Raw genomic sequence first — 17,570 nt, 5'->3', positions numbered from 1 at the left:
GAATCGTCTCCACGAAGATATTTTTCAATAGCTGCAATTTTTTCTTCTCCTGAAATTTTGGCCTTATGAGACATGAAAAAGCTCCTCCTTGTAATAGACAGTTTTATTATTTAAACTGTCTACCACAAGGGGAGCATATCATTTAGCTAAAGGAAGGGCCTTGGTTTTTAAAACTATTATACCGGGTTACCTACAATCTAAACAAAAAAACCTTGCCAATATGGTGTGGGATTTATATAATGAAACTGATTACCATTATCTCCTGTTGAATATCATTATTTGGGAGGTTAAACATGACACTTGACAAATGCAAAAGAGGACAGAAACTAAAAATAATGAATATTCCAAATGAGCTTATCAGATTACAGGCCATTAGATTTGGCATATCAGAGGGCAGCATTGTAACCTGTGAGGAGGTTGTTCCAGCAGGACCCGTGGTAGTTGGTATGTTTAAGCAGCAGATTGCCATAGGCAGGGACTTGGCCAGAAATATTGCAGTTCAGCCAATATAATTAGTAAAAACTACAACGAAGACTCGGGGTAAATTAGATGAGTAACATTAATTGTACCCGGGAGTGTACCACTGGCAAGAACATTGTTTTAGTGGGCAATCCAAATGTGGGGAAATCAGTTTTTTTTAATTATCTCACAGGAAACTATGCTGATGTGGCAAACTTTCCTGGTACAACTACAAATGTAATATGTGGACGCTGCGGCAATGACGCAGTAACTGACACCCCGGGAATTTATGGAGTTTCCTCATTTAATGAGGAGGAAAAAATTGCCCGGGATATTGTTTTGCACGGGGATATATTGATTAATGTGGTTGATTCTGTCCACCTTGAGAGGGATCTATTTCTCACCCAGCAGCTAATTGATACGGGTATCCCTGTAATAGTCGCTTTGAACATGCTAGACGAAGCCAAAAAGAACGGTATTAAGATTGACCAAGGAATGCTCAGCGAGATGCTGGGAGTTCCGGTGATTCCCACTGTGGCAGTGGGAGGACAGGGTCTAAAAGAATTAAAGGAAGCTTTATGCCAGGCCAGGGTTGGAAGTATACTACCCTTAGTATTGGAAAAGATGGAACCGCTTCCGGCTAATATACGTCAGCCGGAGAAGCTTCTTATCTTAGAAGGCGATATTTATATAGCTGACAAGCATAATATATCACCCGGCGAATATAGGGAGGCCATTTATAGCGCCAGACGCCAAAGGGTGAACGAACTGGTATCAATGTGTATAATGGAAACTCGCATAAAGGATTCCCTTGGTGCCACATTGAGCCGGTTAATGATACAGCCATTAACAGGCATACCATTGTTAGCCCTGACCCTTTGGGCTGTTTACCAGCTTGTCGGGGTATTTGTGGCCCAAACCGTAGTAGCATTTACTGAAGAGATTGTTATGGGGGAATATTTTGAGCCTGCGGCTAGAGAATTGGTGTCGGTCTTCTTTTCGGTTGATTCAAATATATATGAGCTGCTGGTAGGACATTTTGGTGTTATTACCATGACGGTTACCTACCTAATAGGATTGCTGCTGCCTTTGGTGCTGGGCTTTAACCTTATACTGGCCCTACTAGAGGATACGGGCTACTTGCCCCGCATTGCCACCCTTTTAGATCGGGCCTTGACCAGCCTAGGTCTGAACGGACAGGCAGTTATACCCCTGGTTCTAGGCCTTGGCTGTGTAACCATGGCCCTAATGTCTACTAGGTTATTAGGTTCTGAAAGGGAACGCAGGATAGCCATAGTCATTTTAGCCTTAACTGTACCATGCTCAGCCCAATTAGCAATTATTGCAACCATGCTGGCGGGTCTCGGGGCAGGCTTTGCAATAGTGTATGGCTTAATCATTTTCAGTGTTTTTATTGCCGGTGGTGTTATTATGAATAAAATTATACCAGGTCAATCCTCCCACCTTTGGATTGATTTACCTCCCTTGAGGCTGCCGCGTGTGCTTAATGTTTTACGGAAGACCTGGAATAAGTCCAGGGACTTTATCGTTGAAGCAGCCCCTATTTTTGCCCTTGGTGCCCTTTGCCTGGGACTACTTGATATATCAGGTGCCCTGGCAGCCATTGAGAACACTTTGGTTCCCTTAACTGTCCACTGGTTGGGGCTGCCTAAGGAGGCGGCCGGCGGCTTTATTATGGGTGTTATCCGGAGAGAATTTGGCACAGCGGGATTATTTACCTTTCCCATGTCTGATATACAAAAGCTGGTAGCCCTTACCACCATTACCTTATTTGTACCCTGTATTGCATCAGTTATGGTAATATTTAAGGAAAGGGGCTGGCGGGAAGGTCTGGTAATGTGGCTAAGCATCATGGTGGTAGCCTTTGCCATTGGCGGCATAATCAACCAGCTGCTTAAATTGTTTATAGACTTTGTACCCTTTGCTTCTCCCATAACCATGCTGGCAGGTGTAATATTACTGTTTTTAGCACTAATTCTTGGCTGGAGTTGGGAGAAACCCGAACCAAAGATTTTTAAATCAATGTAATATAACATAGGTGATGATGTGTCCAAAAAGTTGCTTTGTACATTTTTATTTTTGTTTTTACTAATTTTTAACTGCTCATGGGTTGCTGCAGCAGAGCCAGAGCTCCAGGGAGAAACCGCTGCACTAATTGACGCAAAAACAGGAAGACTTCTTTATGGGAAAGATGCACATAAAAGGATGTACCCAGCCAGTACTACTAAAGTTTTAACTGCTTTGGTGGCTCTGGAGAGGGCCAATTTAAGTGATGTTGTAACAGTGGGGCCAAATGCCATCAATTCCGGAGGGACAAGAATTTGGCTGCCGGAGGGTGAGCAGCTTACCCTGGAAGAGCTGCTCTTTGCACTGATGTTAAATTCAGCCAACGATGCTGGTGTTGCAATTGCCGAGCATGTGGCCGGTTCGGTAGAAAGCTTTGCGCAAATCAGCAATCTGGCTGCCAAAAAAATTGGCGCTGTGGATACTCACTTTACCAATCCCCACGGCATGCCTGAAGAAAATCATTACAGTACTGCCTATGATCTTGCATTGATAGGTCGGAAGGCCATGGAAAATGAGGATTTTCGTAGGATAGTTTCTACTGTGCATCATGAGATACCAAGAAGTGATCCCGAGGCGCAAAAATACCTGTTTAATCACAACAAACTCCTGTGGAGCACTGTCTATGGCTACAAGGGTGCTACAGGTTTAAAAACAGGCTATACTTCCCAGGCCGGTCAATGCATAATAGCCTCTGCTAAAAGGGATGATAGGGAATTAATAGCCGTAGTCCTGCGTACTGAGGGTGTAAATCTTTGGTCCGATGCAGCCAAACTTCTTGATTATGGCTTTGATAACTATGAGAATCAACAGCTAATAGAAAAAGATAAGGTAATGACCAGTTTGCCCGTTATATATGGAAAAGAGAATGTTAAACTGGTGGCCGGGGAAGACTATATTTATACATTCACCAGGGAGAATCCTGAGGATTTGCAGATTTCCTTTGATGTTCCTGAAAGCACGTTGGCTCCTGTAGATAAAGGAGAAGTACTGGGTGCCATTGTTATATCTAAAGGGCAAGAGGAGATTGCCAGAATAAATCTAATGAGTGACCATCAGGTGGACAGAGACTATCTGGCAATTATTAAGTCAGCCTTATACTGGGTACTACCGATAGTTTTACTTTTACTATGGTTAAAGTGGAGAATAGGGGTGGCTCTTCGTCGGAGGAGAAGGTTAGCCAGAAGAAAGAAATATGAAGAGGCTTCGAGATATAACGACATTGACACCTATTAAAAAAACCAATATACTGGAAAAAAGTACCGGGGTGGTGTGGTTTTTTGAAAAAGGTGATCTCTGAAATCGGAGAAAAACTTAGGTCCAATGAATATAAGTTGACACCTCAGAGACAGCAAATATTAGAGGTTCTTTTGGAAAATAAGGATAAGCATTTAAGTGCTGAGGATGTTTACAATTTGGTTAAACAAAAATCGCCAGATGTTGGTTTAGCCACCGTTTATCGAACATTGGAGCTATTTTTAGAGTTTGATATAATCCATAGTGTAAATTTTGGGGATGGCCGAAAAAGGTATGAATATGGGGAAAATAGTGACGGACACCACCATCACCATGCTATCTGCCTAAAGTGTGGTAAAATTCTAGAGATAAATGAAGATCTTTTAGAAGAGCTAGAAAGACAGGTAGCCGAGCAATATAGGTTTACAATTACAGACCATGAGCTCAAAATATTTGGTTATTGTGAAGGCTGCAAAGTAAATGCAAAATAGAAAAGATGAGAGGGGTTGCCTAAAGGCGGCCCTTCTTTTTTTGATAGTATTTTTATTTATGCATAAATTGTCACATATTTATGGATTGTTTTTTAGTATAATTAGCTTATGCAGGTAATGGGGTGTTTAATATGCTGGGGAAATTGGTTTTTAGACAAAAAATTGGCGTATCTGTACTGACGGGCTTTTTGGTATTTATCATTTTGCCCGCAATAATTTTAGGTGCAATAAGTTATTCCCAAAGCAAGAGGGTGCTTGAAAGAACAATTTTCAACAGTATCATATTTCTTGCGGAGGCTCAGGAAAAGTCAATTAACAACTGGGTGAAATCCAGAGAAGTATTTCTTAAGGGATTAGCGGAGAATGAGAATATTAAGACCATGGACAGAGAAAGGGCGGCCCCTTTGTTAAATAGCTATCTAAAAAGTGATTTAAACTTTATCTCCCTCGTCTTAGTAAATGCCCAGGGTCATGTGATTGTTGATTCTCTATACACTAAAGCTGCAAATCAATTATTTGTGACCGACCGGGAGTACTTTAACAGGGCTATTTCTGGGGAAACCTATGTTAGCGAAGTCTTTATGGCAAGAAACAGTCAAAAACCCACCCTTGTAATAGCTACTCCGGTGCAGCAAAATGGTGAAATAGTGGGGGTCTTATTTGGAGCTGTTAAAATAGAAGTTATAACAAGTCTTGTTCAAGAGAATGTTCCTGGAAATAAAGGAGAGTCTTTTTTAGTAGACAGCCAGGGTAATATGATTTGTGAGTTAATGTATACCGATAGTTCAGGTAATAACATTGTAAAACACCATATCGAAACAGGTGGTGCAGATAAAGTTAGCAGTGGCCTTAGTGGTAATGATATATATAGAAATTATCTGGGCAAGAGGGTATTTGGTGTATATCGTTGGCTGCCGGAAATTAAGATGGGTCTAATTGTTGAAAAAGAATACAGAATTGCCATGCTGGAGGCCGGCCTTAGAACCATTTACTATGTTGCCCTTGCATTTGTTTTAATTACCGGAGTGTTTATTGTATTTGCCTTCTACTACTCCCGGAGTCTGAGCAAACCATTGGAGAGATTGGCGGGAGAGGTAAACGAAATTGCCGAGGGAAATTTCAGGTCCATTATAAATATAAAGGCTAATAAAGAAGTAGAAGAATTAGCCAGAGCAATAAATCATATGTCCTCTAATCTGTTCAGTAGAACCGATCAGTTAAACACATTAGTTCAGCAATTAGAGCAAAGCAGGGAAGAGTTAAATAGGGAAAAGGATAAACTGGCCTTAATATCCATAACTGATGAATTAACAGGCCTATATAACAGGCGGTTTCTGAACAATGAGCTTAGACGTCTCACTAATTTAAGCCGACATCTGGGACAAAATATTTCTGTATTACTGCTGGATTTGGATCGTTTTAAGAGGGTCAATGATACCTATGGTCATGCCACCGGCGATATTATTCTTAAGGATTTTGCAAATCTCCTGCATAAGTGCAGTAGGGGTACAGACGTTATAGGTAGGTTTGGTGGAGAAGAATTTGTAATTATCGTTCCCTTTGTTAAAAATGAAATTGCCTATGATATTGCCGAACGCATCAGGCAGGAGGTAGAGAAGAAAGTATTTGACCAGGATAACTATAAGATTAATATCACAGTAAGTATTGGGGTAGCAACTGTTTTGCCGCAAATAGAGCAGAGTGATCGGGATATCGTAGAAAAGCTGCTTGATTCTGCGGATGCTTGTCTTTACCAGGCTAAAAATTCCGGACGGAACAAGGTTGTAACGAGGATAATAGATTAGACTAGCAATTTTAAATAGCTTCTATAAAACATTAAACGGAGTGATTAGGCTTTGGAAACCCTAAGATTACGCATAGAATTTGAAGACCGGGTAGGTATTGTTTTTGATGTTTCTCAAGTGGTTTCACCTAAAAATATTAACATAATCTCACTCCAGGTATTACCTAATCAGATGTACCTGGAAACGGAGGCTATGCCTGAGGAAAAAGCCCTGGTGCTGTTGCAAGAGCTTAGACATGTTGCGGGGGTTAGAGGGGTTGAGTTAATTGAGGTAATGCCCCATGAGGAAAAGGAGAGACAGATAAGGGCAGTTTTAGATTCGGTAAGTGATGGGATTATAGCGGTAGACCGTAAGGGAACCATAACGGTATTTAATCCTGCCTGTGAAAAAATACTTCTCATCTCCGCAGAAAGAGCCCTGGGCAGGGATGTGGCAGAGGTTATATCCATGGATATACCCATGATCCAGAGCTTGAGAACTGGAGTAGGCTATGATAATAGAGAAATAATGATTAATACCCCCCGGGGCAGACACCATTATCTAAGTACAGGAAGACCTGTGAAGGACCAGGCAGGGAGAGTTATTGGTATGGTGGCGGCCCTCAAAGACATGTCCCAGGTGCGTGACTTAGTATACTCCGTTACCAAACCATCGATGCTAACCTTTGATGACATAATTTATGGCAGTGAAGTGATGGAAAGGGTAATCGCCATGGCCAGAAGGGTGGCCCGCAGCGATTCTACAGTTATAATTAGGGGTGAAAGCGGAACGGGTAAGGAACTGTTTGCCAGGGCTATTCACATGGAAAGTCCCCGGCGAAAAAAACCCTTTGTACCTCTAAATTGTGCAGCATTACCAGATTCCCTTCTGGAAAGTGAGCTTTTTGGCTATGCTGATGGAGCCTTTACAGGAGCTAAAAAGGGTGGTAAGCAAGGCTTGTTTGAGTTTGCCAATGAAGGCACCCTCTTTCTGGATGAGATCGGTGAACTGTCGCCCCATTTGCAGGCTAAGCTCTTAAGGGTATTGCAGGACGGAAAAGTTAGGCGAATTGGTGACGGCAATGAAATTGCAGTTAATGTACGGGTTATTGCGGCTACAAATCGTAATTTAGAAGATATGATAGCAAGGGGTGATTTTCGGGAGGATCTTTATTACCGGCTAAACGTTTTTCCTATTAGATTGCCGGCTTTACGGGAGAGGCCCGAAGATATCCCCTTTTTAGTTCAACATTTCTTGCAAAAATTTAGCCGGCATCCGGATAAAAGCTTCTCTGGTATTTCTTCTGGCGCCCTCAGATTACTTGCCAAAAATCGTTGGACCGGGAATGTTAGGGAATTGGAAAACGTTGTTGAGCGGGCGGTAAATCTGGTTGAGAATGGGGAGATTGGTACTGAGCACATTATCCTTGATGAGAACCGTTTGGTATCGCCAGATATAGAAATCATTAATTGTGAGAAAAGAGAGATAGTAAGCTTGAAGGAAGTTGCAGAACTAGCTGAAATTGAGATGCTGAAGCAAGCCTTGGCAGCTTATGGCAGTTCTAGAAAAGCTGCTAAGATACTGGGTGTGTCTCATACCACCGTACTTAACAAAATAAAGCGCTTTGGATTGAAGACTCCCTGAACAATAAAACCCGAATATAGGCAGTTTCTTGACAGCAAGCAGCACCTTTGCAGGTGCTGCAGCCTGTTGAAAAAGATACAACTGGGTTTTAATAATCCCGAACAGCGACATTCGAAGCAGTGGAAACAGCGCTTCGCGAAGCTGAGGATGCGAAAATGGGTGAGCGGACATGGATGTCCGCGAAAGCCTGAGGTAAACACGATGTTTACTCGAAGGCGGCCCATTTTCGCCCGAAGCAAGCGATTAGCGCTGTCCACTGCGGAGAGAGGAGTCGTGAGGGATTAATAAAACCCGAATATAGGTAGTTTCTCGACAAACTGCAGCACCTTTGCAGGTGCTGCTGCCAATGTAGATTATTCCGCTCTCTTTGTTAGAGGATGAACCTTTGCTTCTGGTCCAGGTGGGTCAATTTTTAGGTTTGCGCCCTGCACACTATTTCCCCAGTGCCATAGACATCCTTTGGAACCGGGGGCTTTTTGGTTATTTTGCAAATTTTTCTACCTCCCCGTTCTTAAATTTTTTGAAACCATTAATATTGTCCCCAAAACAAGTGGGTAAATAAGAAATTAGATTTAACAATATTTGTCTTAGTTTTGAGATTATAAAAAAACCAATAACCTAAAAGACCTTTAAGTCGTTCTTTGCTCACCTCATAACATATTTTTTCATAATATGTTATGGGGTGGTGGAAAGAATGAAAAAAATTGGCTTGGCCCTTGGGGGAGGCTTTGTTAGGGGAGCTGCCCATGTCGGGGCGATCAAGGTTCTTGAAGAGTATGGCATTAGACCTCAAATGATTGCAGGAACCAGTGCGGGAAGTATGGTCGGCGCCCTCTATGCTGCTGGCTGGAGTGTGTCAGAACTGGAAAAATTAGTTCTAAGCCTAAGGGCTGGAATGTTTATAGATGAGTTTGCTGCAGTGGAGAATTTTTTTGTTATGACAGCAAGGCTGTTTTTTGATTTTGTCCATATTCCCAGTCCCTTTAGATCCCCGCTGGGTTTAATGAGGGGTACTAAGCTAGAACGCTTTATAAAGGAAAAGCTTAAGAATATAAAATTTGAAAACGGCCATACGGAGCTGGCCATCACCACAGTGGATATTAATTGTGGAACCAAGGTGATATTTTTAAGTCGCCACACCCGACAAAGGTTAAGGGCTATGAGGGATCAGGTGTTTATAAGTGGCATACCGGTTTGGGAAGCGGTTAGGGCCAGTACTGCAGTGCCAGGTATCTTTGAACCTAAAAGGGTGAAGGATTACCTTTTGGTGGATGGGGGTCTCAGGGAAAACGTACCGGCACAAGTCTTAAAGGCCATGGGAGCCGATGCGGTAATAGCCATAGATCTAGGTAATAATGGAGAGGAATGTAGAAAGCTAAGAAATATTATTGATGTAATGGGACAGACCATTGATATAATCAGAACAGATGCCCTGGAATATGTTTTGGACGGCAATGCAGATGTAAGGGTGCAGCCCTTGTTAAAGGGAGTTGGTGCCTGGGATTTTGAAAAGATACCTTCTATTATTGCCCAGGGAGAGTATGCTACCCGTCAAGCACTGCCTGATATTTTAAGGGTGTGTGGTATTAATTCTGTAAGAAAATAATTATATACCTGCTGAAAAAGAGAAACCTACAGAGGAGTGAATGATTTTGCTGGTTGATTATCACATACATACCTTTCGATGTGGACATGCCATAGGGACAGTAGGTGAGTATATAACAGCAGCTAGAAAAAAGGGGCTAACTGAGTTCGGTTTTTCCGATCACCTTCCCCTTTACTGGCTGTCGGAGGAGTTAAGGGATAGGGAGTTGGCCATGACTCAAGCAGAGCTGGCACTCTACATTGATGAGGTGCAAAAAGCCCAACAATTAAACCCGGATCTATCGATAAAATTGGGAATTGAAGCTGATTACATACCTGGGCATGAAGGGGAATTGGCCCAACTCCTAGCCGCTATCCCCTTAGATTACGTTATCGGCTCAGTCCATTTTTTGAATGATTGGGCCTTTGATGATCCCGCCCAATTGGACAAGTATAAAGATTTTAATATTGATGATCTCTATTACAATTACTTTGATCATGTACGGCGGGCCGCAGAAACCGGGCTTTTTGATATAATTGGACATCCTGATTTAATTAAAAAATTTGGGTTTAGGGCAAGCATGCCTCTGGAAGGGCTTTATCTTGATACTGTGCTAGCCCTAAAAAAAAATGACCTCTGTGTGGATGTTAATGCAGCAGGCTGGCGCTATCCCTGTGGAGAATTATATCCCGCACCGGAGTTTTTAGCCCTGTGTCACGAATATGGAGTTCCGGTGACCCTGGGCTCCGATGCCCATAAGCCGGAGCTTGTGGGTGAGGGTTTGGAAAGGGCTGTGGAAATATTAAAGAGCATTGGGTTTAGGCAAGTAGCTGTCTTTGAGAAGAGACGCCGGAGCTTAGTGGATCTTTAATAAAAAGTCTAGCCGATCTGCCCCGAACAAGATAATTTCTCGACTGTCTGACCAGTTCTAACCCAGAACTGGTTATTTTTTTGAAAAAATATTCCAATAGTACATATCTTTAGCAGGAAATCGCCCCTCTGTAGCGAAATAAAGTGGTGTAAAGTGGTACGAAGTGGTGGAAAATACCCGGGAAGTGGAGCAAGATACTATGTTTATGGGGGAATTCCAACACAATACTGACCCAAAGGGTCGACTCATAATCCCTGCCCGTTTCCGTGAAGGCCTGGGTGACCGGTTTATTGTCACCAAGGGTTTAGACAACTGTCTTTTTGTTTATCCTCTCCATGAATGGGCTGAGGTTGAACAAAAGCTTAAGTCACTGCCCTTTGCCAGGGCAGATGCCCGGGCCTTTGTACGTTTTTTCTTTTCGGGAGCTACCGAATGCGAGGTAGATAAACAGGGCCGCATTTTGCTGCCCAATAATCTAAGAGAGTATGCCAAATTGGACAAGGAAACCGTAATAGTGGGGGTATCAACCCGGGTTGAAATATGGTCTAAAGCTGAGTGGGATCGTTATAATACCCAGGCGGAAGCATCCTTTGAGGAATTGGCTGAAAAGATTGTGGATCTGTTATAGGTGTTAATAGCCTTTTGAACATTGGGTAAACTATATTTTAAGAACAGCCTCTGGAAGGTGGAAGAGCTAAACCATAATGGAATTTAAACATGTTTCGGTGTTGCTGCAGGAGTCAATTGAAGGCTTGAATATTTATCCCGAAGGGATCTATGTTGATTGCACTCTTGGTGGTGCAGGGCACAGTGCTGAAATACTCAGGCGCCTTGGTCCAAAGGGGCGCCTTGTTGGTTTAGATCAGGATCCTGCAGCCATTAATAATGCCGTGGAACGCTTACAAGAATTTGAAGGGCAATTCCAAGGGGTATTAAGTAACTTTAGCAAGCTTTCGGTAGTTTTACAGGAACTGAATATTTCCCAGATAGATGGAGTACTATTTGACCTGGGAGTTTCATCCTACCAACTGGATACCCCTGAGAGGGGGTTCAGCTACATGCATGATGCTGATTTGGATATGAGAATGAGTCCTGAGCAGCCGGTCAGTGCCAGGGAATTGGTCAACCATTTATCCGAAGGAGAACTTACCAAGATCATTAAGAACTATGGTGAAGAACGTTGGGCTAAAAGAATAGCTTCATTTATAGTTGCTGAAAGGGCTAGGGAGCAAATAACCACCACTTCAAAGCTGGTGGAGGTTATTAAAAAAGCTATACCGGCAAATGCAAGGCGTGAAGGGCCACACCCGGCTAAAAGGACCTTTCAGGCATTAAGAATTGCCGTAAATGATGAACTGGGAATCTTAGCTGAGGCAATTAAAGGTGCCGTAGGGGTACTAAAGCCTGGGGGAAGGATATGTGTAATCACTTTTCACTCCCTGGAGGATAGGATCATCAAGGAGACCTATAAAGAACTTGCCAATCCTTGTATATGCCCACCTGCATTTCCTGTCTGTGCTTGTGGTAATAAGTCTCAGCTAAAGATTATAACAGGAAAACCTGTGGCTCCAAGGGAAGAAGAGATTGAAATTAATCCCCGGGCTCGCAGTGCAAAATTAAGGATTGCTGAAAAAATTTAGTTATTTCATAAATATGGTAATAGAGGTTTTATATAACACTGGGATGAGTTCTAAAAAGGCGGGAAGGTGAATAAGCTTGAGTGTAGCACAGGAAAAATTTAGCTACGTTTCACCCCAGGAACAACAGGTGGAAAGGACCAGTACAAAAAAGGAATTTTCCAGACGGGCAATTGTTCGAGGAAAAGTACTTCTTACAAGCTGCATCCTAACCATGTTTCTGGCAGGGGTTACTGTTGCTTATTACTTTTCTCAGGTGGCGGCTGTGGGTTTTCAGATTACTCAGCTGCAAAAGGATCTGGCTTATCTCCAGGCCGAGCAGGAATATTTGGAGACCCAAGCCAGTCAGTTACTATCATTACAACGAGTAGAGGCCATAGCCACAACCAGATTGGGGATGGTAAAACCTGATCCCAATGATGTGGTATTGGTTGCCGCCTTGCCTAAGAGTCCCCAGGAGGGCCAAAAAACCCAGGCTAGGAATGTTTTCCCAGAGGTAGCCGCAAATACACCGGGATTGAAGGAGGACAATCAGTTGGACTCTAGCAAGAAAAGCCCGGTAATTGAGGCCTTTGTGGACATGGTGAGCCGCTGGGAGCAAAGGATTTAGGGAAGCGGCAACGGTCAGGCCTGCAGGGAGGAATTAAGGTTGAAAACTACCAACATACTTGTCCGCAGGAGAATTACCTGGCTTTTCATGATCGGTGCCCTTTTATTATCTTTGATTGTCTTCCGGTTGGCTTGGATTCAATTTGTCCGTGGAGACGAACTCCGGCAAAAGGGAATTATTAACCGGATGCGAGATGTTCCTGTGGAGGCAAAACGGGGTAGCATCTTGGATCGTAATGGGAATGAGCTTGTCACGAGTATAAGCGCCGATTCAATTTATGTAATACCCTCACACGTGAAAAAGCCAGATGAAGTGGCTGCTCAAATTGCTCCTATACTTGACATGGATGAGGAAAAAGTTAAAAACATTATTACAAAAAAGTCCCGCTTTGAGTGGCTAAAGAGAAAGGTTGATTTTGAGACATCCCATAGGATTAAGGAGTTAAAAATAGATGGGATAGGCTTTGCTGAAGAGAGCAAACGTCATTATAAACAAGAAGCACTGGCACCTCATATTTTGGGATTTACCGGAACGGATAATCAAGGTTTAATGGGTATGGAAGCAGCCTTTGAAGAAGATTTGAAAGGGGTTCCGGGGCGCATTGTCATAGAGCATGATGCAGCCGGACGGGAGATTCCCCAAGCTTTGCACCAGTATATCCCGCCCACCCAGGGAAATAACCTTATTCTAACCTTGGATCAAACAATACAGCATTTTGTTGAACGTGAACTAGATAAGATTGTAATGACATATAATCCTAAAATAGCGGTTATTATTGTGATGGATCCTAAGACCGGGGAGATCCTAGCCCTTGGTAACAGGCCCACATTTAATCCCAACCAATGGCGAGATGTCCCCCAGAGCGTATGGGACCGAAATCCGGCGGTATGGTATAACTATGAGCCAGGATCCACCTTCAAAATAGTAACTGCCGCAGCTGCCCTTGAAGAAAACGCTGTAAAAACCACTGACCGATTTTATGATCCTGGCTATTACCAGGTGGCTGATCGGAAGATTCGCTGCTGGAAAGACGGTGGCCATGGCAGTCAGAGCTTTGAGGAAGTTGTTCAAAACTCCTGTAACCCGGGATTTATTCAAACTGGTCTTAACCTAGGGAAAGAAAATTTTTATAAATATATTAGGGCATTCGGCCTAAATAATCAGACGGGAATTGGCCTGCCGGGTGAAGCTAGAGGTATTTTAATTCCCGAAAAGGATGCAACTAATCTAAATATTGCCACCATGTCAATCGGTCAATCCATCGCTGTGACACCAATTCAACTACTTACCGCAATTAGTGCGGTGGCCAATGACGGGGTGTTAATGAAGCCCCATTTGGTTAAGACCATCGAGGACCCAAAGGGACAGGTGATTAAGGAGTTTGCCCCTGAGAAGGTTCGCCAGGTTATTTCGCCGGAAACTGCTAGGGTAACCAGTCAACTACTTGAAAATGTTGTATTCAAGGGTACAGGAAAAAATGCCTTTGTAGAAGGCTATAGGGCTGCGGGTAAAACCGGTACTGCCCAGGTGGTGGCGGAACGAGGAGGCTATGCCAGCGGTAAATATGTTGCCTCCTTCACGGGTTTTGCCCCGGTCAACGATCCAAAGATTTCTGTTTTAATAATGATTGCTGAGCCCCAGGGTGGAAATTATTACGGCGGTATGGTGGCGGCCCCGGTGTTCTCTTCCCTGGCCCTGGACGTATTACGCTATCTGGGTGTACCTGAACAAAAGGATCTGCCAAAACCCAAAATTAACCCATGGGAAATTGAAGAAGAAAGAATTGAAGTGGGAGTTCCCAATGTGGTGAACCTTCCCTTGGAGGAAGCTCAAAAAGTTCTTCGGGAGGCAGGGCTAGCCTTTGAAACCAGAGGACAGGGAAAGGTGGTTTATGGACAGATACCTGAAAGTGGTGCATTAGTTTTAACCGGAACTACCGTCATTTTGGATCTTACTGGAAATGCTAATTCTAAGGTTGGCGAGCAGGTCTCGGTCCCCGACTTAAAGGGCATGAGTATAAGGGAGGCGGGTAATCTATTGGAGAGCATAGGTTTAATGCTTGAGCCCAGTGGCACCGGTCTAGCCAATACGCAAAACCCTGCCCCGGGAAGTAAGTTAACCAGGGGAGGCACCGTTAAGGTTGAGTTTAAACCACCTGTAAAAAGTAATTAGGCAAATATTTCAAAGTAAATAGAAGCCCTGGCCTCCAGTGGAAGGGGGTCAGGGTTTTTAAAACTTGTCAAGGGCATAAATGTTTAACAATTGGCAAGAATAGGAAGTATAATAGGCTGGGGGGATGAAGTTTTGCTATTAAGTGAACTCCTTAAAGCAATTGATTATATTTCGATAACGGGTAAAACCAATCTTGAGATTGGTTATTTAGCCTATGATTCGAGGCAGGCAGGTTCAGGTTGCTTGTTTGTGGCCATAGAGGGTTTTCAAACGGATGGACATATTTATATTGACGGGGCTGTAGATTCAGGCGCCTCAGCTATAGTGGTTGAAAAGGATGTGGAGGTCCCCCCAGGGGTTACCGTTGTTAAAGTTAGTGATGCTAGAAAGACACTGGCCCTAATGGCAGATAAGTTTTATGGGCACCCAGCTAAGAATATGACCATGGTTGGAGTCACCGGTACTAACGGAAAAACTACTACCACTCACCTGGTGGCGGCTATTTGGAAAAGGGCGGGGGTTAAACCGGGGATCATAGGAACAATCAGTAACTATATTGGAGATAAGATATTTCCAGTGAATAACACTACCCCGGAATCCTTGGATTTACAGAAGCTTTTGTCCGATATGGTTAGCGAAGGGGTTAGGGGAGTGGCAATGGAAGTATCCTCACATGCCCTGAGTCTAAATCGGGTGGCCGGTGTGGATTTTGATTTGGCAATATTCACCAATATAACCCAGGATCACCTGGATTTTCACGGCAACATGGAAAATTATTTAGCAGCAAAGGCGAAGTTGTTCCAAACAGACATTAGGAATGCGGTAATTAACGGGGATGATCCAGCCTCTGCAGAACTTATAAGAGTATGCAGAGGGAAGGTTTATACCTATGCCATAGACAGTGATGCTGATGTTATAGCCCAGGATATTAAAGTCACCTCTAGGGGGGTGGGCTTTACAGTATTAAGTCCCTGGGGTAAGCAGCATTTACAATTAAAGCTGACGGGTCGATTTAATGTTTATAATTCACTGGCAGCCTATACGGCCGGTCTTGTATTAGGATACACTCCAGAAGAGGTTAGAGAGGCCCTGGAGTCTGTTTCCGGTGTGGCAGGGAGATTTGAGTTAGTTGACCTAGGTCAGGATTTTGCGGTAATAGTAGATTATGCCCACACCCCTGATGGCCTTGAAAATATTCTGACCACCGCCAGACAGATTACCACCGGGCGATTGATTACAGTGTTTGGCTGTGGGGGAGATCGGGATAGGACCAAAAGACCAATTATGGGTGAAATTGCCGCCAAATACAGCGACTTGCCCGTAGTCACCTCAGACAATCCCCGCACTGAAGAGCCGGATAAAATTATTCAAGATGTTGTAGAGGGAGTAAAAAAGGGGGCAGCCCATTATTTGGTTATAGCTGATAGACGACAAGCTATCAACCGGGCAATAGATTTGGCAAAGGCCGGCGATGTGGTAGTTATTGCGGGAAAGGGACATGAGACCTATCAAATAATTGGCACCACCAAATATGATTTTGATGATCGGCAAGTGGCAGTAGAAGCCATATCTGGTAGCGGGAAAAAGGAGGGGGCCTAGTGCTAACCCATTCCATTAAGGAAATTGCAGAAATCACCGGGGGTACTATTTTACAAGGCAATCCTGAGCTTTCTGTTTCAGATGTAAGTATTGACAGCCGAAAGATCAAGGAGGGGGAGGGAACTCTCTTTGTAGCCCTAAAAGGAATCCAGGTGGATGGGCATAGTTTTATTAACCAAGCATTGGAGGCCGGGGCTTCTGCGGTGCTGATCTCCCAAAAAATAGAGACCAATAACTCCCGGAGAGGCGTGATTTTGGTTCCTGATACCCTAGTAGCTTTGCAGCAATTGGCAGAGCATAACAGATTGCTGCTGGATATTCCGGTGGTGGCAGTAACAGGAAGCAATGGAAAAACCTCCACCAAGGATATGATTGCTTCTATACTTGGCACGTGTCTAAATACCCTTAAAACCCAGGGCAATTTTAATAATGAGCTGGGATTACCCCTAACCCTGCTGGAGCTAAATAAGGCCCATCAGGCAGCTGTGGTAGAAATGGGTATGAGAGGGCCAGGAGAAATAGATTTTCTCGCAAAAATGACTAAACCCACAGGTGCAGTTATAACAAATATTGGAGAGGCTCACCTGGAGAGGTTAGGGACAGTAAAAAACATAGCCTATGCCAAGGGAGAAGTGTTAGAGCACATTAGTGAAAAGGGCTTTGCAGTCCTCAATGCTGACAGTCCGCACATGAGAGAGCAGGCTTCCCGCTGTAGAGGCAGGGTTTGGCTGTACTCCATTGGTGGAGAAGCCGATATCTCCGCCAGCAACCTTAGGCCAGAAACAGGTGGGGTAAGATTTAAAGTATCCTACCCTGGTGGTCAGGGAGAGGTGTATTTGCCGGTGCCGGGCAGTCATAACGTTGCCAATAGCCTGGCAGCCATCGGTGTAGGGTTAAGGCTGGGTCTTACCTTCGAGAATATTGTTCAAGGGCTAAAGGCTCTTGAACTAACCCAGATGAGACTTGAAATTATAGAAGTTAAAGGGATTACCATTATTAATGATACCTATAATGCTAGTCCCAGCTCTACAAAAGCTGCCCTAGAAGTGTTGAAGGAGACACCTGCTTACAGGAAAATCGCTGTATTGGGCAATATGTATGAGTTAGGTGATTTTACCGAACAAGGACATAAGGAAGTAGGAGAGGCAGCTGTTAAGGCCGGGGTTGAGCATTTAATCACGGTGGGTGATTTAGCCAAGTCAATAGCCCAAGGTGGAGCTGGTGCAGGGTTGGCTGAAGAGAGTATTTATCCATGTGAGAATAATTCTGGGGCAATAGAGGTTTTAAAGAATGTTTTACAAAATGGTGATACCATTTTAGTAAAAGGGTCCAGAGGGATGCGTATGGAAGAAATAGTTCATGCCCTGGTAGGGCAAAAAACTCCGTTGGAACATTAG

The 17,570-nt window shown here is 43.7% G+C and carries 14 protein-coding genes; all 14 read left to right on the top strand.

Going from position 1 to position 17,570, the window contains the following annotated elements:
* Window positions 1-293 precede the first annotated feature (293 nt).
* The 14 genes from P6N53_RS12325 (at window position 294) to P6N53_RS12260 (ending at window position 17,570) form a co-directional block, all read left to right on the top strand.
* Window positions 294-512 carry a ferrous iron transport protein A gene (locus P6N53_RS12325; protein ID WP_304543571.1) on the top strand — a complete coding sequence of 73 codons (219 nt, stop codon included), beginning with the start codon at window positions 294-296 and terminating at the stop codon, window positions 510-512.
* A 37-nt stretch (window positions 513-549) separates the two neighbouring features.
* A complete protein-coding gene (gene feoB, locus P6N53_RS12320; protein WP_304543569.1) occupies window positions 550-2,508 on the top strand; it encodes a ferrous iron transport protein B in 1,959 nt (652 codons plus the stop codon).
* Window positions 2,509-2,526: 18 nt separating this feature from the next.
* Complete coding sequence (locus tag P6N53_RS12315) at window positions 2,527-3,780, top strand: D-alanyl-D-alanine carboxypeptidase family protein (protein WP_304543567.1); 1,254 nt, start codon at window positions 2,527-2,529, stop codon at window positions 3,778-3,780.
* Between the two features lie 44 nt (window positions 3,781-3,824).
* Window positions 3,825-4,271 carry a Fur family transcriptional regulator gene (locus P6N53_RS12310; protein WP_304543565.1) on the top strand — a complete coding sequence of 149 codons (447 nt, stop codon included), beginning with the start codon at window positions 3,825-3,827 and terminating at the stop codon, window positions 4,269-4,271.
* Window positions 4,272-4,402: 131 nt separating this feature from the next.
* A complete protein-coding gene (locus P6N53_RS12305) occupies window positions 4,403-6,076 on the top strand; it encodes a sensor domain-containing diguanylate cyclase (RefSeq protein WP_304543563.1) in 1,674 nt (557 codons plus the stop codon).
* A 51-nt stretch (window positions 6,077-6,127) separates the two neighbouring features.
* Window positions 6,128-7,699, top strand: a complete 1,572-nt coding sequence (locus P6N53_RS12300) for a sigma 54-interacting transcriptional regulator (protein WP_304543561.1) — start codon at window positions 6,128-6,130, stop codon at window positions 7,697-7,699.
* A 694-nt stretch (window positions 7,700-8,393) separates the two neighbouring features.
* Entirely contained in the window at window positions 8,394-9,305 is a 912-nt protein-coding gene (locus tag P6N53_RS12295) for a patatin-like phospholipase family protein (protein ID WP_304543559.1), read from the top strand.
* 40 nt (window positions 9,306-9,345) lie between these two features.
* On the top strand, window positions 9,346-10,155 hold the full coding sequence (locus tag P6N53_RS12290; protein ID WP_308447271.1) for a histidinol-phosphatase HisJ family protein: 810 nt from the start codon (window positions 9,346-9,348) through the stop codon (window positions 10,153-10,155).
* Window positions 10,156-10,354: 199 nt separating this feature from the next.
* Entirely contained in the window at window positions 10,355-10,783 is a 429-nt protein-coding gene (gene mraZ, locus P6N53_RS12285) for a division/cell wall cluster transcriptional repressor MraZ (RefSeq protein WP_304543581.1), read from the top strand.
* Window positions 10,784-10,859: 76 nt separating this feature from the next.
* Complete coding sequence (gene rsmH, locus P6N53_RS12280; protein ID WP_304543556.1) at window positions 10,860-11,795, top strand: 16S rRNA (cytosine(1402)-N(4))-methyltransferase RsmH; 936 nt, start codon at window positions 10,860-10,862, stop codon at window positions 11,793-11,795.
* 76 nt (window positions 11,796-11,871) lie between these two features.
* Window positions 11,872-12,402 carry a septum formation initiator family protein gene (locus P6N53_RS12275; protein ID WP_304543554.1) on the top strand — a complete coding sequence of 177 codons (531 nt, stop codon included), beginning with the start codon at window positions 11,872-11,874 and terminating at the stop codon, window positions 12,400-12,402.
* Between the two features lie 39 nt (window positions 12,403-12,441).
* The gene (locus tag P6N53_RS12270) at window positions 12,442-14,574 is read left to right on the top strand and encodes a stage V sporulation protein D (RefSeq protein ID WP_304543552.1); all 2,133 of its coding nucleotides are present in this window, start codon (window positions 12,442-12,444) and stop codon (window positions 14,572-14,574) included.
* A gap of 132 nt (window positions 14,575-14,706) precedes the next feature.
* Window positions 14,707-16,173: a UDP-N-acetylmuramoyl-L-alanyl-D-glutamate--2,6-diaminopimelate ligase gene (locus P6N53_RS12265; protein WP_304543550.1), complete on the top strand. Its 1,467-nt coding sequence runs from the start codon at window positions 14,707-14,709 to the stop codon at window positions 16,171-16,173.
* Window positions 16,173-17,570 (top strand): UDP-N-acetylmuramoyl-tripeptide--D-alanyl-D-alanine ligase, encoded by a 1,398-nt coding sequence (locus P6N53_RS12260; RefSeq protein ID WP_304543549.1) that lies wholly within the window; start codon window positions 16,173-16,175, stop codon window positions 17,568-17,570. Before P6N53_RS12265 ends, P6N53_RS12260 begins: the two co-directional genes overlap by 1 nt.

Source organism: Desulforamulus aquiferis (assembly GCF_030577015.1).
In the GTDB taxonomy this organism is placed as follows: Bacteria; Bacillota; Desulfotomaculia; order Desulfotomaculales; family Desulfotomaculaceae; genus Desulfotomaculum; species Desulfotomaculum aquiferis.
Note: the sequence above shows the minus strand (reverse complement) of the source record. Positions and strands in the feature narration are given on the sequence as shown.